Annotated in this window: 12 protein-coding genes; 8 read left to right on the top strand and 4 right to left on the bottom strand. The window is 54.1% G+C overall.

Going from position 1 to position 19,263, the window contains the following annotated elements; genetic code table 11:
- The first annotated feature begins 45 nt into the window (after nucleotides 1–45).
- From On2M_RS07785 to yegQ, 7 genes are all read left to right on the top strand, one after another.
- On the top strand, nucleotides 46–1,293 hold the full coding sequence (locus tag On2M_RS07785; protein ID WP_187253371.1) for an MdtA/MuxA family multidrug efflux RND transporter periplasmic adaptor subunit: 1,248 nt from the start codon (nucleotides 46–48) through the stop codon (nucleotides 1,291–1,293).
- Complete coding sequence (locus On2M_RS07780) at nucleotides 1,293–4,415, top strand: MdtB/MuxB family multidrug efflux RND transporter permease subunit (protein WP_210904581.1); 3,123 nt, start codon at nucleotides 1,293–1,295, stop codon at nucleotides 4,413–4,415. The genes On2M_RS07785 and On2M_RS07780 overlap by 1 nt, the downstream gene beginning before the upstream one ends.
- On the top strand, nucleotides 4,416–7,496 hold the full coding sequence (gene mdtC / locus On2M_RS07775) for a multidrug efflux RND transporter permease subunit MdtC (protein ID WP_210904580.1): 3,081 nt from the start codon (nucleotides 4,416–4,418) through the stop codon (nucleotides 7,494–7,496).
- Nucleotides 7,493–8,905 carry an MFS transporter gene (locus On2M_RS07770; RefSeq protein ID WP_187253374.1) on the top strand — a complete coding sequence of 471 codons (1,413 nt, stop codon included), beginning with the start codon at nucleotides 7,493–7,495 and terminating at the stop codon, nucleotides 8,903–8,905. Before mdtC ends, On2M_RS07770 begins: the two co-directional genes overlap by 4 nt.
- Complete coding sequence (gene baeS / locus On2M_RS07765; protein WP_187253375.1) at nucleotides 8,905–10,308, top strand: two-component system sensor histidine kinase BaeS; 1,404 nt, start codon at nucleotides 8,905–8,907, stop codon at nucleotides 10,306–10,308. The genes On2M_RS07770 and baeS overlap by 1 nt, the downstream gene beginning before the upstream one ends.
- On the top strand, nucleotides 10,305–11,027 hold the full coding sequence (baeR, locus tag On2M_RS07760) for a two-component system response regulator BaeR (RefSeq protein WP_187258726.1): 723 nt from the start codon (nucleotides 10,305–10,307) through the stop codon (nucleotides 11,025–11,027). Before baeS ends, baeR begins: the two co-directional genes overlap by 4 nt.
- A gap of 166 nt (nucleotides 11,028–11,193) precedes the next feature.
- On the top strand, nucleotides 11,194–12,555 hold the full coding sequence (gene yegQ / locus On2M_RS07755; RefSeq protein ID WP_151219777.1) for a tRNA 5-hydroxyuridine modification protein YegQ: 1,362 nt from the start codon (nucleotides 11,194–11,196) through the stop codon (nucleotides 12,553–12,555).
- A gap of 268 nt (nucleotides 12,556–12,823) precedes the next feature.
- Here the strand turns inward: yegQ and clpA are convergent, their stop codons facing one another.
- Nucleotides 12,824–15,100 (bottom strand): ATP-dependent Clp protease ATP-binding subunit ClpA, encoded by a 2,277-nt coding sequence (gene clpA / locus On2M_RS07750; RefSeq protein WP_187253378.1) that lies wholly within the window; start codon nucleotides 15,098–15,100, stop codon nucleotides 12,824–12,826.
- 30 nt (nucleotides 15,101–15,130) lie between these two features.
- Nucleotides 15,131–15,451, bottom strand: coding sequence for an ATP-dependent Clp protease adapter ClpS (clpS, locus tag On2M_RS07745; protein WP_151219778.1), 321 nt, complete (start codon nucleotides 15,449–15,451; stop codon nucleotides 15,131–15,133).
- A gap of 323 nt (nucleotides 15,452–15,774) precedes the next feature.
- On the opposite strand from clpS, the gene cspD reads away from it, so the two are divergent.
- A complete protein-coding gene (gene cspD, locus On2M_RS07740) occupies nucleotides 15,775–15,999 on the top strand; it encodes a cold shock-like protein CspD (RefSeq protein ID WP_003036813.1) in 225 nt (74 codons plus the stop codon).
- A gap of 78 nt (nucleotides 16,000–16,077) precedes the next feature.
- On the opposite strand, the gene macB is transcribed toward cspD, so the two are convergent.
- Together macB and macA are read right to left on the bottom strand one after the other, a co-directional pair.
- Nucleotides 16,078–18,024 (bottom strand): macrolide ABC transporter ATP-binding protein/permease MacB, encoded by a 1,947-nt coding sequence (macB, locus tag On2M_RS07735; protein ID WP_210904579.1) that lies wholly within the window; start codon nucleotides 18,022–18,024, stop codon nucleotides 16,078–16,080.
- A complete protein-coding gene (macA, locus tag On2M_RS07730; protein ID WP_187253379.1) occupies nucleotides 18,021–19,136 on the bottom strand; it encodes a macrolide transporter subunit MacA in 1,116 nt (371 codons plus the stop codon). The genes macB and macA overlap by 4 nt, the downstream gene beginning before the upstream one ends.
- Nucleotides 19,137–19,263: the final 127 nt, after the last annotated feature.

The raw sequence follows: 19,263 nt of genomic DNA, 5'->3' as shown, positions 1-19,263 counted from the left end.
CTAGTATCATTCCGCGAATCGTTTCAGGATGAGAAACTCATAAGAATGAAAGGCAGTAATAAATCCCGCTGGGTGATAGCAATCGCGATCGTCGTGGCTTCCATCGCCGCAATCTGGTTCTGGCAAAGCCGCAGCGCTTCCCAGGAAACCGCACCGGGCGCGACCAAACCAGCGCAGCAAACGCCAGGGTCAGGACGGCGTGGAATGCGTTCCGGACCGTTAGCTCCCGTTCAGGCTGCCACCGCCACCGAGGAAGCCGTTCCGCGTTACCTGACAGGGCTGGGTACCATTACTGCCGCCAATACCGCCACGGTACGTAGCCGGGTGGACGGACAGCTCATCGCCTTACATTTCGAAGAAGGGCAGCAGGTAAAAGCTGGCGATCTGCTGGCTGAGATAGACCCCAGTCAGTTCAAAGTCGCTCTGGCTCAGGCGCAGGGGCAACTGGCAAAAGATAAAGCCACGCTGGCGAATGCCCGTCGCGATCTTGCCCGCTATCAACAGTTGGTTAAAACCAATCTGGTCTCCCGCCAGGAGCTGGACGCCCAGCAGGCGCTGGTCAATGAGACGTTAGGGACGATTAAAGCGGATGAGGCCAGCGTCGCCAGCGCCCAACTGCAGCTCGACTGGAGCCGGATAACCGCCCCTGTCGATGGTCGCGTCGGTCTGAAACAGGTCGATGTGGGTAACCAAATATCCAGCGGCGATACCACCGGGATTGTCGTCATTACGCAAACGCATCCCATCGACCTGATATTCACCTTGCCTGAAAACGACATCGCCACCGTGTTGCGGGCACAAAAATCGGGGGAGCCGCTCAAAGTCGAAGCCTGGGACCGAACCAATTCACAAAAACTGAGTGAAGGCGTCCTGCTCAGTCTCGACAATCAGATTGATGCCACTACAGGAACCATCAAAGTTAAAGCCCGTTTTAACAATCAGGATGATGCGTTATTCCCTAACCAGTTCGTCAACGCCCGCATGCTGGTCGACACGCAGCAAAATGCCGTGGTGATCCCAACAGCCGCCCTGCAGATGGGCAACGAAGGCCACTTTGTCTGGGTGCTGAACAGCGATAATAAAGTGAGCAAACATCTGGTTAAACCGGGTATTCAGGATAGCCAAAAAGTGGTAATCGCCGCGGGGTTGTCCGCAGGTGATCGGGTCGTAACTGACGGTATTGACCGCCTGACGGAAGGCGCAAAAGTCGAAGTCGTTGAGGCGCATGACGCCTTAGCGACGGACGAGAAAACTGCGCCACGCGGATACGGCAAAAAAGGAGCCGATTCCTGATGCAGGCGTTACCTCCGGACAATACAGGCGGACCATCGCGCCTGTTCATTCTGCGCCCCGTCGCCACCACGTTGCTGATGGTCGCGATTTTACTGGCCGGTATTATCGGTTATCGCTTCCTGCCGATCGCCGCCTTGCCGGAAGTTGATTACCCAACAATTCAGGTCGTTACGCTCTACCCCGGCGCCAGCCCGGACGTCATGACTTCGGCGGTCACCGCACCGCTTGAACGTCAGTTCGGACAGATGTCTGGCTTGAAGCAGATGTCCTCGCAAAGCTCCGGCGGCGCATCGGTCGTCACGTTGCAGTTTCAACTGACGCTCCCGTTAGATGTTGCCGAGCAGGAAGTTCAGGCTGCGATTAACGCCGCCACTAATTTACTGCCGAACGATCTGCCCAACCCACCGGTTTACAGCAAGGTAAACCCGGCAGATCCACCAATCATGACGCTGGCGGTCACTTCCAGCGCCATGCCGATGACGCAGGTGGAAGATATGGTCGAAACCCGCGTCGCGCAGAAAATCTCTCAGGTTTCCGGCGTTGGTCTGGTAACCCTTTCCGGTGGACAACGTCCGGCGGTCCGCGTGAAGCTTAACGCTCAGGCCATTGCCGCCCTCGGTCTTACCAGCGAAACTATCCGTACGGCCATCACCGGAGCCAACGTTAATTCAGCGAAAGGGAGTCTTGATGGCCCAACGCGTGCCGTCACGCTTTCAGCCAATGACCAGATGCAGTCCGCGGACGAATATCGTCAACTGATTGTGGCCTATAAAAATGGCGCGCCGGTGCGCCTGGGCGATGTCGCTACCGTCGAACAAGGGGCAGAAAATAGCTGGCTGGGCGCGTGGGCCAATAAGCAACAAGCGATTGTGATGAATGTGCAGCGCCAACCTGGGGCGAACATCATCTCCACGGCAGACAGTATCCGTCAAATGTTGCCGCAGCTCACCGAAAGTCTGCCCAAATCAGTCAATGTCAGCGTGCTTTCAGATCGTACAACCAATATTCGTGCCTCTGTTGCAGACACCCAGTTTGAGCTGATGCTGGCAATAGCACTGGTGGTGATGATTATCTACCTGTTTCTGCGCAATATTCCGGCGACGATTATTCCCGCCGTCGCCGTACCGCTATCGCTAGTCGGCACTTTCGCGGTGATGGTATTTCTTGATTTCTCCATCAACAACCTGACTTTAATGGCGCTCACCATCGCAACGGGCTTTGTGGTGGATGACGCTATCGTGGTTATTGAGAATATTTCACGCTACCTTGAAAAAGGCGAGAAACCGCTGACTGCCGCCCTGAAAGGTGCAGGCGAGATTGGTTTTACCATCATCTCGCTAACATTTTCGCTGATCGCCGTCCTGATTCCACTGTTGTTTATGGGTGATATCGTTGGCCGATTATTCCGTGAATTTGCCGTTACGCTGGCCGTGGCAATTCTGATTTCCGCCGTCGTCTCACTTACCCTCACGCCGATGATGTGCGCGCGTATGCTTAGTCAAGCCTCGTTGCGCAAGCAAAACCGCTTCTCCCGCGCCTCGGAGCGCATGTTCGATCGCGTCATTGCCGGGTACGGCCACTGGCTGGCAAAAGTACTAAACCACCCTTGGCTGACGCTGAGCGTGGCACTCGGCACGCTGGCACTGAGCGTCATGCTATGGGTTTTCATCCCAAAAGGTTTCTTCCCGATCCAGGACAACGGTATTATCCAGGGTACGCTACAGGCACCGCAGTCCAGTTCGTTTGCCAGCATGGCCCAGCGCCAGCAACAGGTTTCAGATGTCATCCTTAAAGATCCGGCGGTAGAGAGCCTGACCGCGTTTGTTGGCGTGGATGGTACGAATCCGGCATTAAACAGCGCGCGTTTGCAAATCAACCTTAAACCGCTGGATGAACGTGACGATCGCGTACAGAAAGTGATCGCCCGGTTACAGGACGCGGTTGACAGAGTCCCCGGCGTTGACCTCTACCTTCAGCCGACCCAGGACCTGACGATTGATACTCAGGTTAGCCGGACGCAATATCAGTTTACGCTGCAAGCAACTTCCCTGGATGCCCTCAGCACCTGGGTTCCACAACTGTTAGCAAAACTACAGCAGCTACCGCAACTGTCCGACGTCAGCAGCGACTGGCAGGATAAAGGACTGGTGGCGTATGTGAATGTCAATCGCGACAGCGCCAGCCGTTTAGGCATTAGCATGGCGGATGTCGATAATGCCCTGTATAACGCCTTCGGCCAGCGACTGATTTCAACCATTTACACCCAGGCCAACCAGTATCGCGTCGTGTTAGAACATGACACCAATAATACGCCAGGCATTGCCGCGCTGGACACTATCCGTCTGACCAGTAGTGACGGCGGCATGGTACCGCTCAGCGCGATCGCCAGCATTGAACAGCGTTTTGCCCCTCTGTCGATTAACCACCTCGATCAATTCCCGGTCACCACCATCTCATTCAACGTGCCGGAAGATCATTCGCTGGGCGATGCGGTACAGGCAATTCTGGATGCCGAAAAAACGCTTAACCTGCCCGCGAATATTACCACCCAGTTCCAGGGCAGTACCCTCGCCTTCCAGGCCGCGTTGGGCAACACTATCTGGTTGATTGTGGCCGCGGTTGTGGCGATGTATATCGTGCTCGGCGTGTTGTACGAGAGCTTTATTCACCCGATTACCATTCTCTCCACGCTGCCTACAGCGGGTGTCGGAGCACTGCTGGCGTTAATGATTGCAGGCAGCGAACTGGACGTCATCGCGATCATCGGCATTATTTTGTTGATCGGTATCGTCAAGAAAAACGCCATCATGATGATCGACTTTGCCCTTGCTGCGGAGCGCGAACAGGGTATGGCGCCGCGCGATGCCATTTTCCAGGCGTGTTTACTGCGTTTTCGTCCAATCCTGATGACGACGCTGGCAGCGCTGCTCGGCGCGTTGCCGCTGATGTTAAGTACCGGTGTGGGCGCAGAGTTACGCCGCCCATTAGGGATTGGCATGGTTGGCGGGCTGCTGGTAAGTCAGGTGTTAACCCTGTTTACTACGCCGGTGATTTACCTGCTGTTTGACCGCCTGTCGCTGTACGTGAAAAACCGCTTCCCGCGCCAGGAAGAGGAAGCGTAAATGAAATTTTTCGCGCTTTTCATTCATCGTCCGGTGGCGACCATTCTCATTTCGGTGGCTATCACCCTGTGCGGTATTCTGGGTTTTCGACTGCTGCCGGTCGCTCCGCTGCCGCAGGTGGATTTTCCGGTGATAATGGTCAGCGCATCATTACCCGGTGCCTCCCCTGAAACAATGGCCTCCTCGGTCGCGACCCCGCTGGAGCGCTCGCTGGGGCGCATCGCGGGTGTGAACGAAATGACCTCAAGCAGTTCGCTTGGCAGTACGCGCATTATTCTCGAATTCAAATTCGACCGTGACATCAATGGTGCAGCGCGGGACGTTCAGGCCGCGATTAACGCGGCGCAAAGCCTGTTACCCAGCGGGATGCCAAGCCGACCAACGTACCGCAAAGCCAACCCTTCCGATGCGCCAATAATGATCCTGACGCTCACGTCAGACACTTACTCGCAGGGTGAACTGTACGATTTCGCATCGACCCAACTGGCACAAACCATCGCGCAAATCGACGGAGTGGGTGACGTGGACGTCGGCGGGAGTTCTCTGCCTGCCGTACGGGTCGGACTCAACCCGCAAGCGCTGTTTAACCAGGGGGTGTCACTGGACGACGTGCGTAGCGCGATCGACAACGCCAACGTGCGTAAGCCGCAGGGAGCAATCGAGAATGATACCCATCGCTGGCAGGTACAAACTAACGATGAGCTGAAAACCGCCGCCGAATACCAACCGATTATCATCCACTATAACAACGGCGCGGCGGTGCGGCTTGGTGACGTTGCGTCTGTAACCGACTCGGTACAGGACGTTCGTAACGCGGGGATGACCAACGCCAAACCCGCCATCCTGCTGATGATCCGCAAACTGCCGGAAGCCAATATTATTCAGACGGTAGACAGCATTCGCGCCAAATTACCGGAGTTACAAACACTAGTCCCGGCCGCCATCGACCTGCAAATTGCCCAGGACCGTTCGCCGACTATTCGCGCCTCACTGGAGGAAGTCGAACAGACGCTGATTATCTCTGTAGCACTGGTTATCCTGGTGGTCTTTGTTTTCCTGCGTTCCGGGCGCGCGACCCTGATCCCCGCAGTAGCGGTTCCGGTCTCGCTGATTGGTACCTTTGCCGCCATGTATCTGTGCGGATTCAGCCTGAATAACCTGTCGTTGATGGCGCTGACCATTGCGACGGGATTTGTCGTGGATGACGCCATCGTGGTACTGGAAAATATTGCTCGCCATCTGGAAGCGGGCATGAAGCCACTGCAGGCGGCATTACAGGGCACGCGCGAAGTGGGATTCACCGTGCTCTCTATGAGCCTGTCGCTGGTGGCGGTATTCCTGCCACTGCTGTTAATGGAGGGATTGCCTGGGCGCCTGCTGCGCGAATTTGCCGTCACGCTGTCGGTTGCCATCGGTATCTCGCTGCTGGTGTCACTCACATTAACGCCAATGATGTGCGGCTGGATGCTCAAATCCAGCGCCCCGCGTGAACAGTCGCGTAAACGGGGATTTGGTCGTGTGTTGGTAGCACTGCAGCAGAGTTACGGCACTTCGCTTAAATGGGTGTTGCGCCACACGCGAATGGTGGGTGTGGTGTTGCTCGGCACTATTGCGCTGAATATCTGGCTTTATATTTCCATTCCCAAAACCTTCTTCCCGGAGCAGGATACGGGCGTATTGATGGGAGGGATCCAGGCCGACCAGAGCATCTCTTTCCAGGCTATGCGCGGCAAACTGCAGGACTTTATGAAGATCATCCGCGACGACCCGGCAGTAAATAACGTCACTGGTTTTACAGGCGGTTCCCGGGTTAACAGTGGGATGATGTTTATTACCCTCAAGCCGCGCGATGAACGCCGCGAAACCGCTCAGCAGGTGATCGACCGCCTACGAGTGAAGTTGGCAAAAGAGCCGGGCGCGAATCTGTTTTTGATGGCAGTCCAGGATATTCGCGTCGGTGGACGCCAGGCCAACGCCAGCTATCAATACACATTGCTGTCCGACGATCTCGCAGCGCTTCGTGAGTGGGAACCGAAAATCCGTAAGGCGCTTGCCGCCCTGCCCCAACTGGCGGACGTCAATTCCGATCAGCAGGATAATGGTGCGGAGATGAACCTTTCCTACGATCGTGACACCATGTCGCGTCTGGGGATCGACGTCGCAGCCGCTAACAGCCTGTTGAACAACGCGTTTGGCCAACGGCAAATTTCGACTATTTATCAGCCGATGAACCAGTACAAAGTGGTGATGGAGGTCGATCGACGTTACACACAGGACATTAGCGCGCTGGACAAAATGTTCGTCATCAACAATGACGGTAAGGCGATCCCGTTATCGTACTTTGCCAAATGGCAACCGGCGAATGCCCCGCTGTCGGTTAACCATCAGGGCTTATCTGCCGCCTCAACCGTGTCGTTTAACCTGCCGACAGGCTCTTCTTTATCTGAGGCGACAGAGGCCATCAACAGAACAATGACCCAACTCGGCGTTCCCTCCACGGTGCGCGGCAGCTTTGCCGGTACAGCACAAGTATTTCAGGACACCATGAAGTCACAGGTGATCCTGATTATCGCCGCTATCGCCACGGTCTACATCGTGCTGGGCATGTTGTATGAAAGCTATGTTCACCCTCTGACCATTCTCTCCACGCTACCTTCCGCTGGCGTTGGGGCTTTGCTGGCGCTGGAGCTGTTCAATGCCCCGTTCAGCCTAATCGCCCTGATAGGGATCATGCTATTAATTGGCATTGTGAAGAAAAACGCCATCATGATGGTCGATTTTGCGCTGGAAGCACAGAGAAACGGCAAGCTGCAGCCGGAGGAAGCCATTTTCCAGGCCTGCCTGTTGCGCTTTCGCCCAATCATGATGACCACGCTGGCAGCGTTGTTTGGCGCGCTGCCGCTGGTGTTATCCGCAGGAGATGGCTCTGAACTGCGCCAGCCGTTGGGGATAACCATAGTCGGCGGTCTGGTCGTGAGCCAACTCCTGACGCTGTATACCACGCCCGTGGTGTATCTCTTTTTCGACCGTCTGCGTCTGCGTTTTTCGCGTAAAAACAGCAAACCGGTAGCAGAGTTATGACAGAACTTCCCGACAGCACCCGCTGGCAGCTTTGGATTGTGGCATTCGGCTTTTTTATGCAATCGCTGGATACCACCATCGTTAATACCGCGCTTCCCTCGATGGCGGCAAGCCTCGGGGAAAGCCCGTTACATATGCATATGGTCATTGTGTCATATGTATTAACCGTTGCCGTCATGTTGCCCGCCAGCGGATGGCTGGCAGACAAAGTCGGCGTGCGTAATATCTTCTTCAGCGCCATCATTCTGTTTACACTTGGTTCGCTGTTTTGCGCCTGGTCGAGCACGCTCAACGAGCTGGTGATGGCACGCGTCTTACAAGGCGTTGGCGGTGCGATGATGGTGCCGGTCGGCAGGCTAACGGTGATGAAAATCGTCCCGCGCGAGCAATATATGGCGGCAATGACGTTTGTCACACTGCCCGGTCAGATTGGTCCATTACTGGGACCGGCATTAGGCGGTATTCTGGTTGAGTACGCCTCCTGGCACTGGATATTTTTGATTAACATTCCGGTAGGTATTGTCGGCGCGATAGCAACGTTGATGCTGATGCCCAACTACACCATGCAAACCCGACGCTTCGACCTCTCCGGATTCGCGATGCTGGCGGTCGGTATGGCAGTTCTGACGCTGGCGCTCGATGGTAGCAAAGGAACCGGCCTCTCCGGTATCACGCTGGCGGCGCTGGTTATCTGTGGGGTGTTGGCAATTACGCTGTATCTGAAACACGCTCATCGAAATCCCCGCGCGCTATTCAGCTTAAATCTGTTTCGCACATCGACCTTCTCACTCGGTCTGTTTGGTAGTTTTGCCGGACGCATCGGCAGCGGTATGCTGCCGTTTATGACGCCGGTGTTTTTACAGATTGGCCTCGGTTTTTCACCGTTTCATGCCGGGTTAATGATGATCCCGATGGTGCTGGGCAGTATGGGCATGAAGCGCATTGTGGTGCAGGTCGTTAACCGGTTTGGCTACCGTCGCGTACTGGTCGCTACTACGCTTGGCCTGTCGCTGGTCTGTGTGCTGTTGATGACCACCGCGCTACTCGGCTGGTATTACGCCCTGCCCTTCGTGCTGTTCTTACAGGGAATGGTCAACTCAACGCGCTTTTCATCCATGAACACCCTGACGCTAAAAGATCTGCCTGACGATCTCGCCAGCAGCGGCAACAGCCTGCTGTCGATGATCATGCAGCTGTCGATGAGTATCGGGGTAACTATCGCGGGTCTGCTGTTAGGCATGTTTGGCCAGCAACATATCACCGTTGACAGCAATAGTACGCATAACGTCTTTATGTATACCTGGCTGTGCATTGCACTCATTATTGCGCTGCCCGCTATCATTTTTTCCCGCGTGCCGAATGACACGCAAACCAACGCGGTGATTTCACGGCGCAAAAGGAGCACCTGATGAAGTTCTGGCGGCCCGGTATCACCGGCAAACTGTTTCTGGCGATTTTCGCCACCTGCATTGTGTTGCTGATCAGCATGCACTGGGCCGTACGCATAAGCTTCGAACGCGGTTTTATCGATTATATTAAGAACGGTAACGAACAGCGGCTGCAAATGCTCAGCGATGCGCTCGGCGAACAGTATGAGCAACATGGCAACTGGCGATTCTTGCGCAATAACGATCGGTTTGTTTTTCAGATCCTGCGTTCTTTTGAACACGACAATGACGATGATAAACCGGGTCCAGCCATGCCGCCACACGGCTGGCGTACGCAGTTTTGGGTTGTCGATCAAAATGCCCGCGTGCTGGTCGGCCCGCGGGCCCCGGTCCCCCGTGACGGTATGCGCCATCCCATCCGCGTTAACGGTAGCGAAGTGGGTGCCGTGATTGCCTCACCCGTGGAGCGCTTAACGCGTAATACGGATATCAATTTCGACAAGCAGCAAAGACGTTCCAGTTGGCTTATCGTCGCGCTCTCCACGATCCTGGCGGCGCTGGCAACGTTTACGCTGGCGCGCAGCCTGCTGGCACCGGTCAAACGGCTGGTGGAAGGCACACACAAACTGGCGGCTGGCGATTTCACCACTCGCGTTGCGCCGACCAGTACGGATGAGCTAGGTAAACTGGCACTGGACTTTAACCAGCTCGCCAGTACGCTGGAAAAAAACCAGCAGATGCGCCGTGATTTTATGGCCGATATTTCTCACGAACTGCGCACACCGTTGGCAGTATTGCGCGGTGAACTGGAGGCTATTCAGGATGGCGTACGCCAGTTTACGCCCGAGTCGGTGGCCTCTTTACAGGCTGAAGTCGGTACACTCACCAAGCTGGTTAACGATCTTCATCAGCTCTCCATGTCAGATGAGGGCGCTCTGGCCTATCAGAAAACATCGCTGGATCTTATCCCGTTACTGGAAGTGGCAAGCGGCGCATTTCGTGAACGCTTTGCCAGCCGTGGACTGACGATACAGCTTTCGCTCCCGGACAGTATGGCGGTTTTCGGTGACAGAGATCGTTTGATGCAGTTGTTCAACAATCTGCTGGAAAACAGCCTGCGCTACACCGACAGCGGCGGTGGACTGCACATCAGTGCCGAACAACGTGAGCGTATGGTTTTATTAACCTTCGCTGATTCCGCTCCTGGCGTCAGTGACGACCAGTTGCAGAGGCTGTTCGAGCGATTTTATCGCACCGAAGGCTCGCGTAACCGCGCCAGCGGAGGTTCCGGACTGGGGCTGGCGATTTGCGTCAATATCGTACAGGCGCATAATGGTCTGATCCGCGCCGCCCATTCGCCTTTTGGCGGGGTTAGCATTACAGTAGAGTTTCCGCTGGAACGCGATTTACAGAGAGATGTATGACTGAGTTACCCATTGATGAAAACACGCCGCGTATTCTGATCGTGGAAGACGAGCCCAAGCTGGGGCAACTACTTATCGACTACCTGCGAGCGGCAGGCTACGCCCCTACGCTTATCAGCCACGGTGATTTGGTTCTGCCTTTTGTGCGGCAGACACCGCCCGATATGATCTTGTTAGATCTGATGCTGCCCGGTACCGACGGTCTGACTCTGTGTCGGGAGATTCGTCGTTTCTCGGAAATCCCCATCATGATGGTAACCGCCAAAATTGAAGAAATAGATCGCCTGTTGGGGCTGGAGATCGGTGCAGATGACTACATTTGCAAACCTTACAGCCCGCGCGAAGTTGTCGCTCGCGTGAAGACGATTCTGCGCCGTTGCAAACCGCAGCGCGAACTGCAACAAATGGATGCAGCCAGCCCGCTGATTGTCGATGAAGGTCGTTTTCAGGCGTCCTGGCGTGGGAAAATGCTCGACTTAACGCCCGCCGAATTCCGCTTACTCAAAACGCTGTCACATGAACCGGGAAAAGTCTTCTCCCGCGAACAGTTACTCAATCATCTCTACGACGATTACCGCGTGGTTACCGATCGCACTATCGACAGCCATATTAAGAACTTGCGACGCAAGCTGGAGTCGCTGGATGCGGAGCAGTCATTTATCCGCGCGGTCTATGGCGTAGGGTATCGTTGGGAAGCCGATGCGTGCCGAATTGTGTAATCAGAGATAGCCCAACCGATGTCAGATAAGGCGGAGCGACCACCAGGTACAATGACTTTACCTGCCCGCCCCTCAGCGCTACAATGCCCGCCCTTAATATGGGGGCACTCCCCTAACCGCCTCACCGAGTGTGGCGAGTCTGACCTGTCATCAGAACGAGAAAATTATGTTTAAACCGGAACTCCTTTCCCCGGCGGGAACGCTGAAAAACATGCGTTACGCTTTCGCCTATGGCGCAGACGCCGTGTATGCGGGCCAACCGCGTTATTCATTGCGCGTACGCAACAACGAATTCAACCACGAAAACCTGCAGCTCGGCATTAATGAAGCCCATGAACTGGGTAAAAAATTCTACGTGGTGGTGAACATTGCCCCTCACAACGCCAAGCTGAAAACCTTCATTCGTGATCTGAAACCGGTGGTGGAAATGGGGCCGGATGCCCTGATCATGTCAGACCCGGGGCTTATCATGCTGGTGCGCGAAAACTTCCCGGAGATGGACATTCACCTTTCAGTACAGGCTAACGCCGTAAACTGGGCAACGGTGAAGTTCTGGAAACAGATGGGGCTGACCCGCGTGATCCTCTCCCGCGAGCTATCGCTGGAAGAAATTGAAGAGATCCGCACCCAGGTGCCGGATATGGAGCTTGAGATCTTCGTGCACGGTGCGCTGTGCATGGCCTACTCCGGCCGTTGCCTGCTCTCTGGCTACATCAATAAGCGTGACCCGAACCAAGGCACCTGTACCAATGCCTGCCGCTGGGAATACAACGTGCAGGAAGGCAAAGAAGACGTGGTGGGCAATATCGTGCATAAATACGAGCCTATCCCGGTACAAAACGTTGAGCCGACGCTGGGGATTGGCGCGCCGACAGACAAAGTATTTATGATCGAAGAAGCCCAGCGTCCGGGTGAGTATATGACCGCGTTTGAAGACGAACACGGTACTTACATCATGAACTCGAAGGATTTGCGAGCTATTGCCCACGTTGAACGACTGACTCAAATGGGCGTGCATTCGCTGAAAATTGAAGGTCGCACCAAGTCCTATTACTACTGTGCGCGCACCGCACAGGTATATCGCAAAGCGATTGATGATGCCGCAGCCGGTAAACCGTTCGACCCGCAACTGCTGGAAACGCTGGAAGGTCTGGCGCATCGTGGTTACACCGAAGGCTTCCTGCGCCGCCATACGCATGACGACTATCAGAACTATGAATACGGCTTCTCTGTTTCCGAGCGCCAGCAGTTTGTCGGTGAATTCACTGGTGAACGTAAAGGTGAACTGGCGGCAGTACTGGTGAAAAACAAATTCACCGTCGGCGACAGCCTGGAGCTGATGACCCCACAAGGCAACATCAACTTTACTCTCGAGCAGATGGAAAACGCGAAAGGCGAAGCAATGCCGGTTGCACCGGGTGATGGCTACACCGTCTGGATGCCAGTACCGGAGGATATCGATCTGAATTATGCATTGTTGATGCGTAATTTTGCCGGTGAGTCCACACGCAACCCACATGCTAAGTAGTTAATTACGGTTATTTTTCAGCGTACGGAAGATTCTTAGAAATCGATCACATACCGTTTCGTTCATTAAGGGTATTATCTCCTCCGCTGAAAAACATAACCCATAAATGCTAGCTGTACCAGGAACCACCTCCTTAGCCTGCGTAATCTCCCTTACGCAGGCTTATTTTTTGCCTGCCGTTTAAATTCTCCGAGTATCCCCAATTCAAATCACTACTTTCAGGCGAAAAAAAACCGGGCATTACGCCCGGCTCATCGGTGATTAGAAATTAATGTGCTGCTTCGGGCTTGTGCTTTTGCGCACTCTGGAAGCCATAGGTCAGCTCATTTTTCTCTTTATCCAGCGCAACGGTTACCTGACCGCCATCAACCAGCGAACCGAACAGCAATTCGTTAGCCAGTGGTTTTTTCAGGTTATCCTGGACCACACGCGTCATCGGACGTGCGCCCATTGCGCGGTCATAGCCCTTCTCAGCCAGCCAGTCTCGGGCTTCCTGACTCACTTCCAGAGAGACACCTTTCTGATCCAGCTGAACCTGAAGCTCGACGATAAACTTGTCAACAACCTGATGAATCACCTCAGTTGAGAGATGATCGAACCAGATAATGTTATCGAGACGATTACGGAACTCCGGCGTAAACACTTTTTTGATTTCGCCCATCGCATCAGTACTGTTGTCCTGATGAATCAGCCCAATCGATTTACGCTCGGTTTCACGCACGCCTGCGTTAGTGGTCATGACCAGAACCACGTTGCGGAAATCCGCTTTACGCCCGTTATTGTCGGTCAGCGTACCGTTATCCATCACCTGAAGCAGCAGGTTAAAGACATCCGGGTGTGCTTTTTCAATCTCATCCAGCAGCAGTACCGCATGCGGATGCTTAATAACTGCATCTGTCAGCAAACCGCCCTGGTCGAAACCGACATAGCCCGGAGGCGCACCAATCAGGCGGCTGACGGTGTGGCGCTCCATATACTCGGACATATCAAAACGCAGCAACTCAATGCCGAGTGCTTTGGACAGTTGTACCGTGACCTCGGTCTTACCGACGCCAGTCGGCCCGGCAAACAGGAACGACCCGACAGGTTTATGCTCGTGTCCCAGACCGGCACGGCTCATTTTGATCGCTTCCGTCAGTGCCTCAATGGCTTTGTCTTGTCCGAATACCAGCATTTTCAGGCGGTTGCCCAAAGTTTTCAGCGTATCACGATCGCTTTGCGAAACGCTCTTCTCCGGGATCCGCGCAATGCGGGCCACCACGGACTCGATATCCGCTACGTTGACGGTTTTCTTGCGTTTGCTAACCGGCACTAAACGCGCCCGCGCGCCCGCTTCGTCAATTACGTCAATTGCTTTATCCGGCAGATGACGATCGTTAATATATTTCACCGCCAGTTCGACCGCTGCACGCACCGCTTTGGCAGTGTAACGAACGTCATGGTGTGCTTCGTATTTCGGTTTCAGGCCGTTGATGATCTGCACGGTCTCTTCTACCGACGGCTCAGTGATATCGATTTTCTGGAAACGACGCGCTAACGCACGGTCCTTTTCAAAGATATTGCTGAACTCCTGATAGGTGGTTGAGCCTATCACGCGGATTTTGCCGCTGGAGAGCAACGGTTTGATCAGGTTAGCCGCATCCACCTGGCCGCCCGATGCCGCCCCCGCACCAATGATGGTGTGGATCTCATCAATAAACAGAATGCTGTTAGTATCCTGTTCCAGCTGTTTTAACAGCGCCTTAAAGCGTTTTTCAAAATCGCCGCGGTATTTGGTGCCTGCCAGCAGCGAACCGATATCCAGAGAGTAAAGGGTGCAATCAGCCATGACTTCTGGCACATCTCCCTGGACGATACGCCAGGCGAGACCTTCGGCAATGGCGGTTTTACCGACACCAGACTCTCCCACCAGCAACGGGTTGTTTTTTCTACGACGGCACAGGACCTGAATGGCGCGCTCCAGCTCTTTGTCCCGGCCAATGAGCGGATCAATTCCGCCCACACGGGCAAGCTGGTTAAGGTTAGTCGTGAAGTTCTCCATACGGTCCTCCCCGCCAGCTTGCTCTTCATTATTCGGCTGATTACCAGAGTCAGAAGACTGACTTGGTTCGTCTTTGCGCGTGCCATGAGAAATAAAATTCACCACATCAAGGCGACTCACTTCATGCTTACGCAGCAGATAAGCCGCCTGAGATTCCTGCTCGCTGAAGATGGCGACCAGCACATTCGCGCCAGTAACTTCATTGCGCCCGGAGGACTGAACATGGAAGACCGCACGTTGCAACACGCGCTGAAAACTCAACGTTGGCTGCGTGTCGCGCTCTTCTTCACTGGCAGGCAATACGGGTGTGGTTTGTTCAATGAAGGCTTCAAGTTCCTGACGCAGCGCCACCAGATCCACAGAACACGCTTCCAGCGCTTCGCGGGCCGACGGGTTACTGAGCAAAGCCAGTAACAAGTGCTCGACGGTCATAAACTCATGTCGGTGCTCGCGCGCTCTGGCGAAAGCCATGTTTAAACTGAGTTCCAGTTCTTGATTGAGCATAGGCACCTCCCCCAATATTTATGCCTGCATTCAGGCTTTTTCCAGCGTACACAGCAACGGATGCTCGTTCTCCCTCGCATACTTGTTCACCATCGCAACTTTGGTTTCAGCCACTTCGGCAGTGAATACGCCGCAAATCGCTTTACCTTGATAGTGAACTGCAAGCATCAGTTGCGTTGCACGTTCTACATCATAAGAAAAGAATTTTTGTAACACGTCAATAACAAACTCCATCGGAGTGTAATCATCATTGATTAATATCACTTTATACATAGATGGCGGTTTTAGCGCGTCGCGCAATTTATCTTCCGCCAGCAGATCGAAATCCAGCCAGTCGTTCGTCTTACCCATGGTCAGTTGTCATCTTCAGTTACGGTTTCCGGCAGAAAATCTTGCCGCTGACCAGCAGCCTATGCGCACAATCAATCTACCTCAAGTATTAGATAACTATCATCTATTAGTGCCATTCGCGACATCTGTCACATAACCGACAATAGCGTTAACTGCTTCAAATTTTGATGCATTTTTACCCTATTCCGGCTGCCTGGCGCTTGACGCCCCGCCTGATTTCTCTAAATTGTAATTTCGAGAGTTGGCGAGGTTTTGAACAGCCCCCACTCCGCCACCGGTTCATTCCATCTTACTTATATAAGATTTACGAAGGATGTCGAAGTATGGAAACGGGTACTGTTAAGTGGTTCAACAACGCCAAAGGGTTTGGTTTCATCTGCCCCGAAGGCGGCGGCGAAGATATTTTCGCCCATTACTCCACCATTCAGATGGATGGTTACAGAACGCTAAAAGCCGGACAGTCTGTCCAGTTTGATGTCCACCAGGGGCCAAAAGGCAATCATGCCAGTGTCATCGTGCCTGTCATTGAAGCAGAAGCTGTCGCATAAATAACTCTTCTGTTTCATTGTGTACATCCTGCAGTCAAAATGCCAGCCCTTGCGGCTGGCATTTTTATCTCTGTGGCATTATTCCCGCGCCAGAGCATCTACTGGATCCAACCGCGCGGCATTTCGCGCCGGAAGCCAGCCAAACAAAATCCCGGTCGCGGTCGAGCACAGGAACGCCGTCAACAAAGCTACGGGTGAGAAACCGATTTCCCAGCCGGGCAGGAATAGCTGAAGCGTAAAGGCGATCAGCATCGACAAGCTAATGCCCAACGCGCCGCCAACCAGACACACCAGCACCGCCTCAATTAAGAACTGTTGCAGCACGTCGCTGGCACGCGCGCCAACCGCCATACGAATGCCAATCTCGCGCGTTCGCTCGGTCACCGAAACCAGCATGATGTTCATCACGCCAATCCCACCGACGACCAGTGAAATCACAGCCACCAGTGTCAGGAAGAGTTGTAATGTACGTGTGGTCTTTTCGGCGGTTTTCAAGACACCGTCCATATTCCAGGTGAAGAAATCCTTTTTACCGTGACGCAACGTCAGCAGCCGGGTGAGTTGCTGCTCGGCCTGGGCACTATCATATCCATCCTTCACCCGCACGGTGATCGAGTTCAGCCACGACTGCCCCATAATTCGCCCGGACATAGTGCTGTAGGGCAGCCAGACCCGCAGGATCTTGCTGCTGCCGAACATCGACTGTTTCTCTTCTGCAACGCCAATGACCGTGGCCGGCATATTTCCCACCAGCACGACTTCGCCGACAACTTTCGCTTTATTGGGGAACAACTGGCGCCGGGTATTACTGTCGAGCACAACCACCTGAGCGCGCCCTGCCAGTTGCTCCGCGTTAAAAGTCGTTCCTTCGCTAAACGTCATGCCATAGACGTTGAAATAGTCGCCGCTAACGCCGTTCGCGCTGGCTGCCACGTCAATATTGCCATAACGGAGCCGCAGGTTCTTCGACACCGCTGGCGTAACCGAACTGACCCAGGGCTGTTTCTGTAATGCCGTTAAATCGTCATATTTCAGCGACTGTTGATATTGTGGATCGTCGTCGCCGAAATCTTTGCCAGGATAGATATCAATGGTGTTAGTACCAATAGCGCGAATATCTGCCAGTACCAGTTGTTTAGCCGCATCGCCTACCACCACGATCGACACCACAGAAGCAATACCGATGATGATCCCAAGCATGGTGAGTAGCGTTCGCATCTTATTCGCAGCCATTGCCAGCCAGGCCATGGTAAGCGCTTCACGAAATCCGCTGACAAACTGGCTCCAGCCGGATGCCGTTTTCACCGTTGGCTCCGCGATATCGCGTCCACCAGAGGGTTTCTGTGGCGGCGGATTGCGCACAATCTCGCCGTCACGAATTTCAATGACCCGCTCGGCCTGTGCGGCAACCTGCGGGTCGTGCGTGACGATAATTACCGAGTGTCCGCGATCGCGCAGCTGATGCAAAATCGCCATCACCTCTTCGCCGGAATGGCTATCCAGCGCGCCGGTAGGTTCGTCGGCGAGGATCACCTGCCCCCCGTTCATCAGCGCACGCGCAATACTGACTCGCTGCTGCTGTCCACCGGAAAGTTGAGAAGGCTGATAATCAACCCTGTCGCCCAGACCCAGTCGCTGGAGTAATTCCTGCGCACGCGCCAGACGCTGCTTACGTTCGGTGCCTGCGTAGACCGCAGGCACCTCAACGTTTTGCGCGGCGGTCAAATGTGACAGCAAATGATAACGCTGGAAGATAAACCCGAAATGCTCGCGACGCAGTTGCGCTAACGCATCGCTATCCAGCGTGGAGACATCGCGTCCTGCAACCCGATACGTACCGCTGGTGGGCTTGTCCAGACAGCCAAGAATGTTCATCAGCGTCGATTTTCCCGATCCCGATGCCCCGACAATCGCCACCATTTCCCCGGCCTGAATGCGCAAGGATACGTCCTTCAATACCTCGACCAGCCCTTCGCCGGACGGGTAGCTGCGGCGGATATTGCTTAGTTCAAGCAATGCCGTCATTTTGCAACTCCTGCGTTGCCCTCGCCGGTGATGACTTCATCCCCCTCTTCCAGCCCTTTCACGATCTCCACATCGGTGTCATTACGCGCACCGATAACCACTTCACGTTCGCGGGTTTCGCCATTACGCAGCAGCCTGACGTTATAACGGTTATTGCCAATAGGATCGCCCAGCGCCGACAGTGGGATCGTCAGAACATTTTTGATATCCGTGAGTTGAATATGAACCTGCGCAGTCATATCCAGACGCAGGATCCCTTTCGGGTTAGGAACTTCGAAGCGAGCATAGTAGAAGATCGCATCATTCACTTTCTCTGGCGTCGGAAGAACATCTTTGAGCGTACCTTCGTAGCGCGTCTGCGGATCGCCGAGGACGGTAAACCAGGCCTTTTGCCCGGCATGCAGATGAATCACATCCGCCTCGGAAACCTGCGCTTTCACCAGCATGGTGCTCATATCTGCCAGCGTCAAAATATTAGGCGCCTGTTGGGCGGCAATAACGGTTTGCCCCTGCAGAGTGGTAATTTGCGTTACTTCGCCAGCCATTGGTGCGACGATGCGGGTGTAGTCAAGGTTGGTTTTGGCGGTATCGAGAGAAGCCTGATTACGTTTAATCTGCGCGTCGATGGTACCGATTTGTGCCTGTTTCACCGCCATCTCGGTCGCTGCCGTATCGAGATCCTGCTGCGAGACCGCCTGGGTTTTTGCCAGCTGTTGCTGACGGGAAAGCGTCACCCGCGCCAGTTTCCACTCAGCTTCAGCCTGTAAACGCTGAGCACGTAATTCCATCAGCGTCGCTTCAACCTCTTTGATCTGGTTTTGCGCCTGTTCAGGATCGATAACACCGAGCAGCTGATCTTTTTTTACTTTATCACCGATCGCAACCGACAGCGTTTTTAACTGCCCACTGACCTGCGCCCCGACATCTACTTTACGCAACGCATCCAGTTTCCCGGTAGCCAGAACGCTTTGCTGCAGATCGCCCGGACGAACAATTAAGGTTTGATACTGAGGTAAAGGCGCATTGAGCGTTCTCCAAAGTGCAATTACTGCCACAATAATGATGATGGCGAAGAGAAAATAGCGCTTTTTGATTTTTCCCTTGAGCTTCATAAATGTCCTGGTTCCCCCAATACGCCCACCAGAGTGGACTGATAAACATCAACACTAAATTAACAGGCGTTGAAAAGTGCAAAGAATAACAGAGTTATTGATGAATGGTTAAGATCCGCTGTGCTGA

This window comes from Citrobacter sp. On2M (assembly GCF_018035235.1).
Classification (GTDB): Bacteria; Pseudomonadota; Gammaproteobacteria; order Enterobacterales; family Enterobacteriaceae; genus Citrobacter; species Citrobacter meridianamericanus.
Note: the sequence above shows the minus strand (reverse complement) of the source record. Positions and strands in the feature narration are given on the sequence as shown.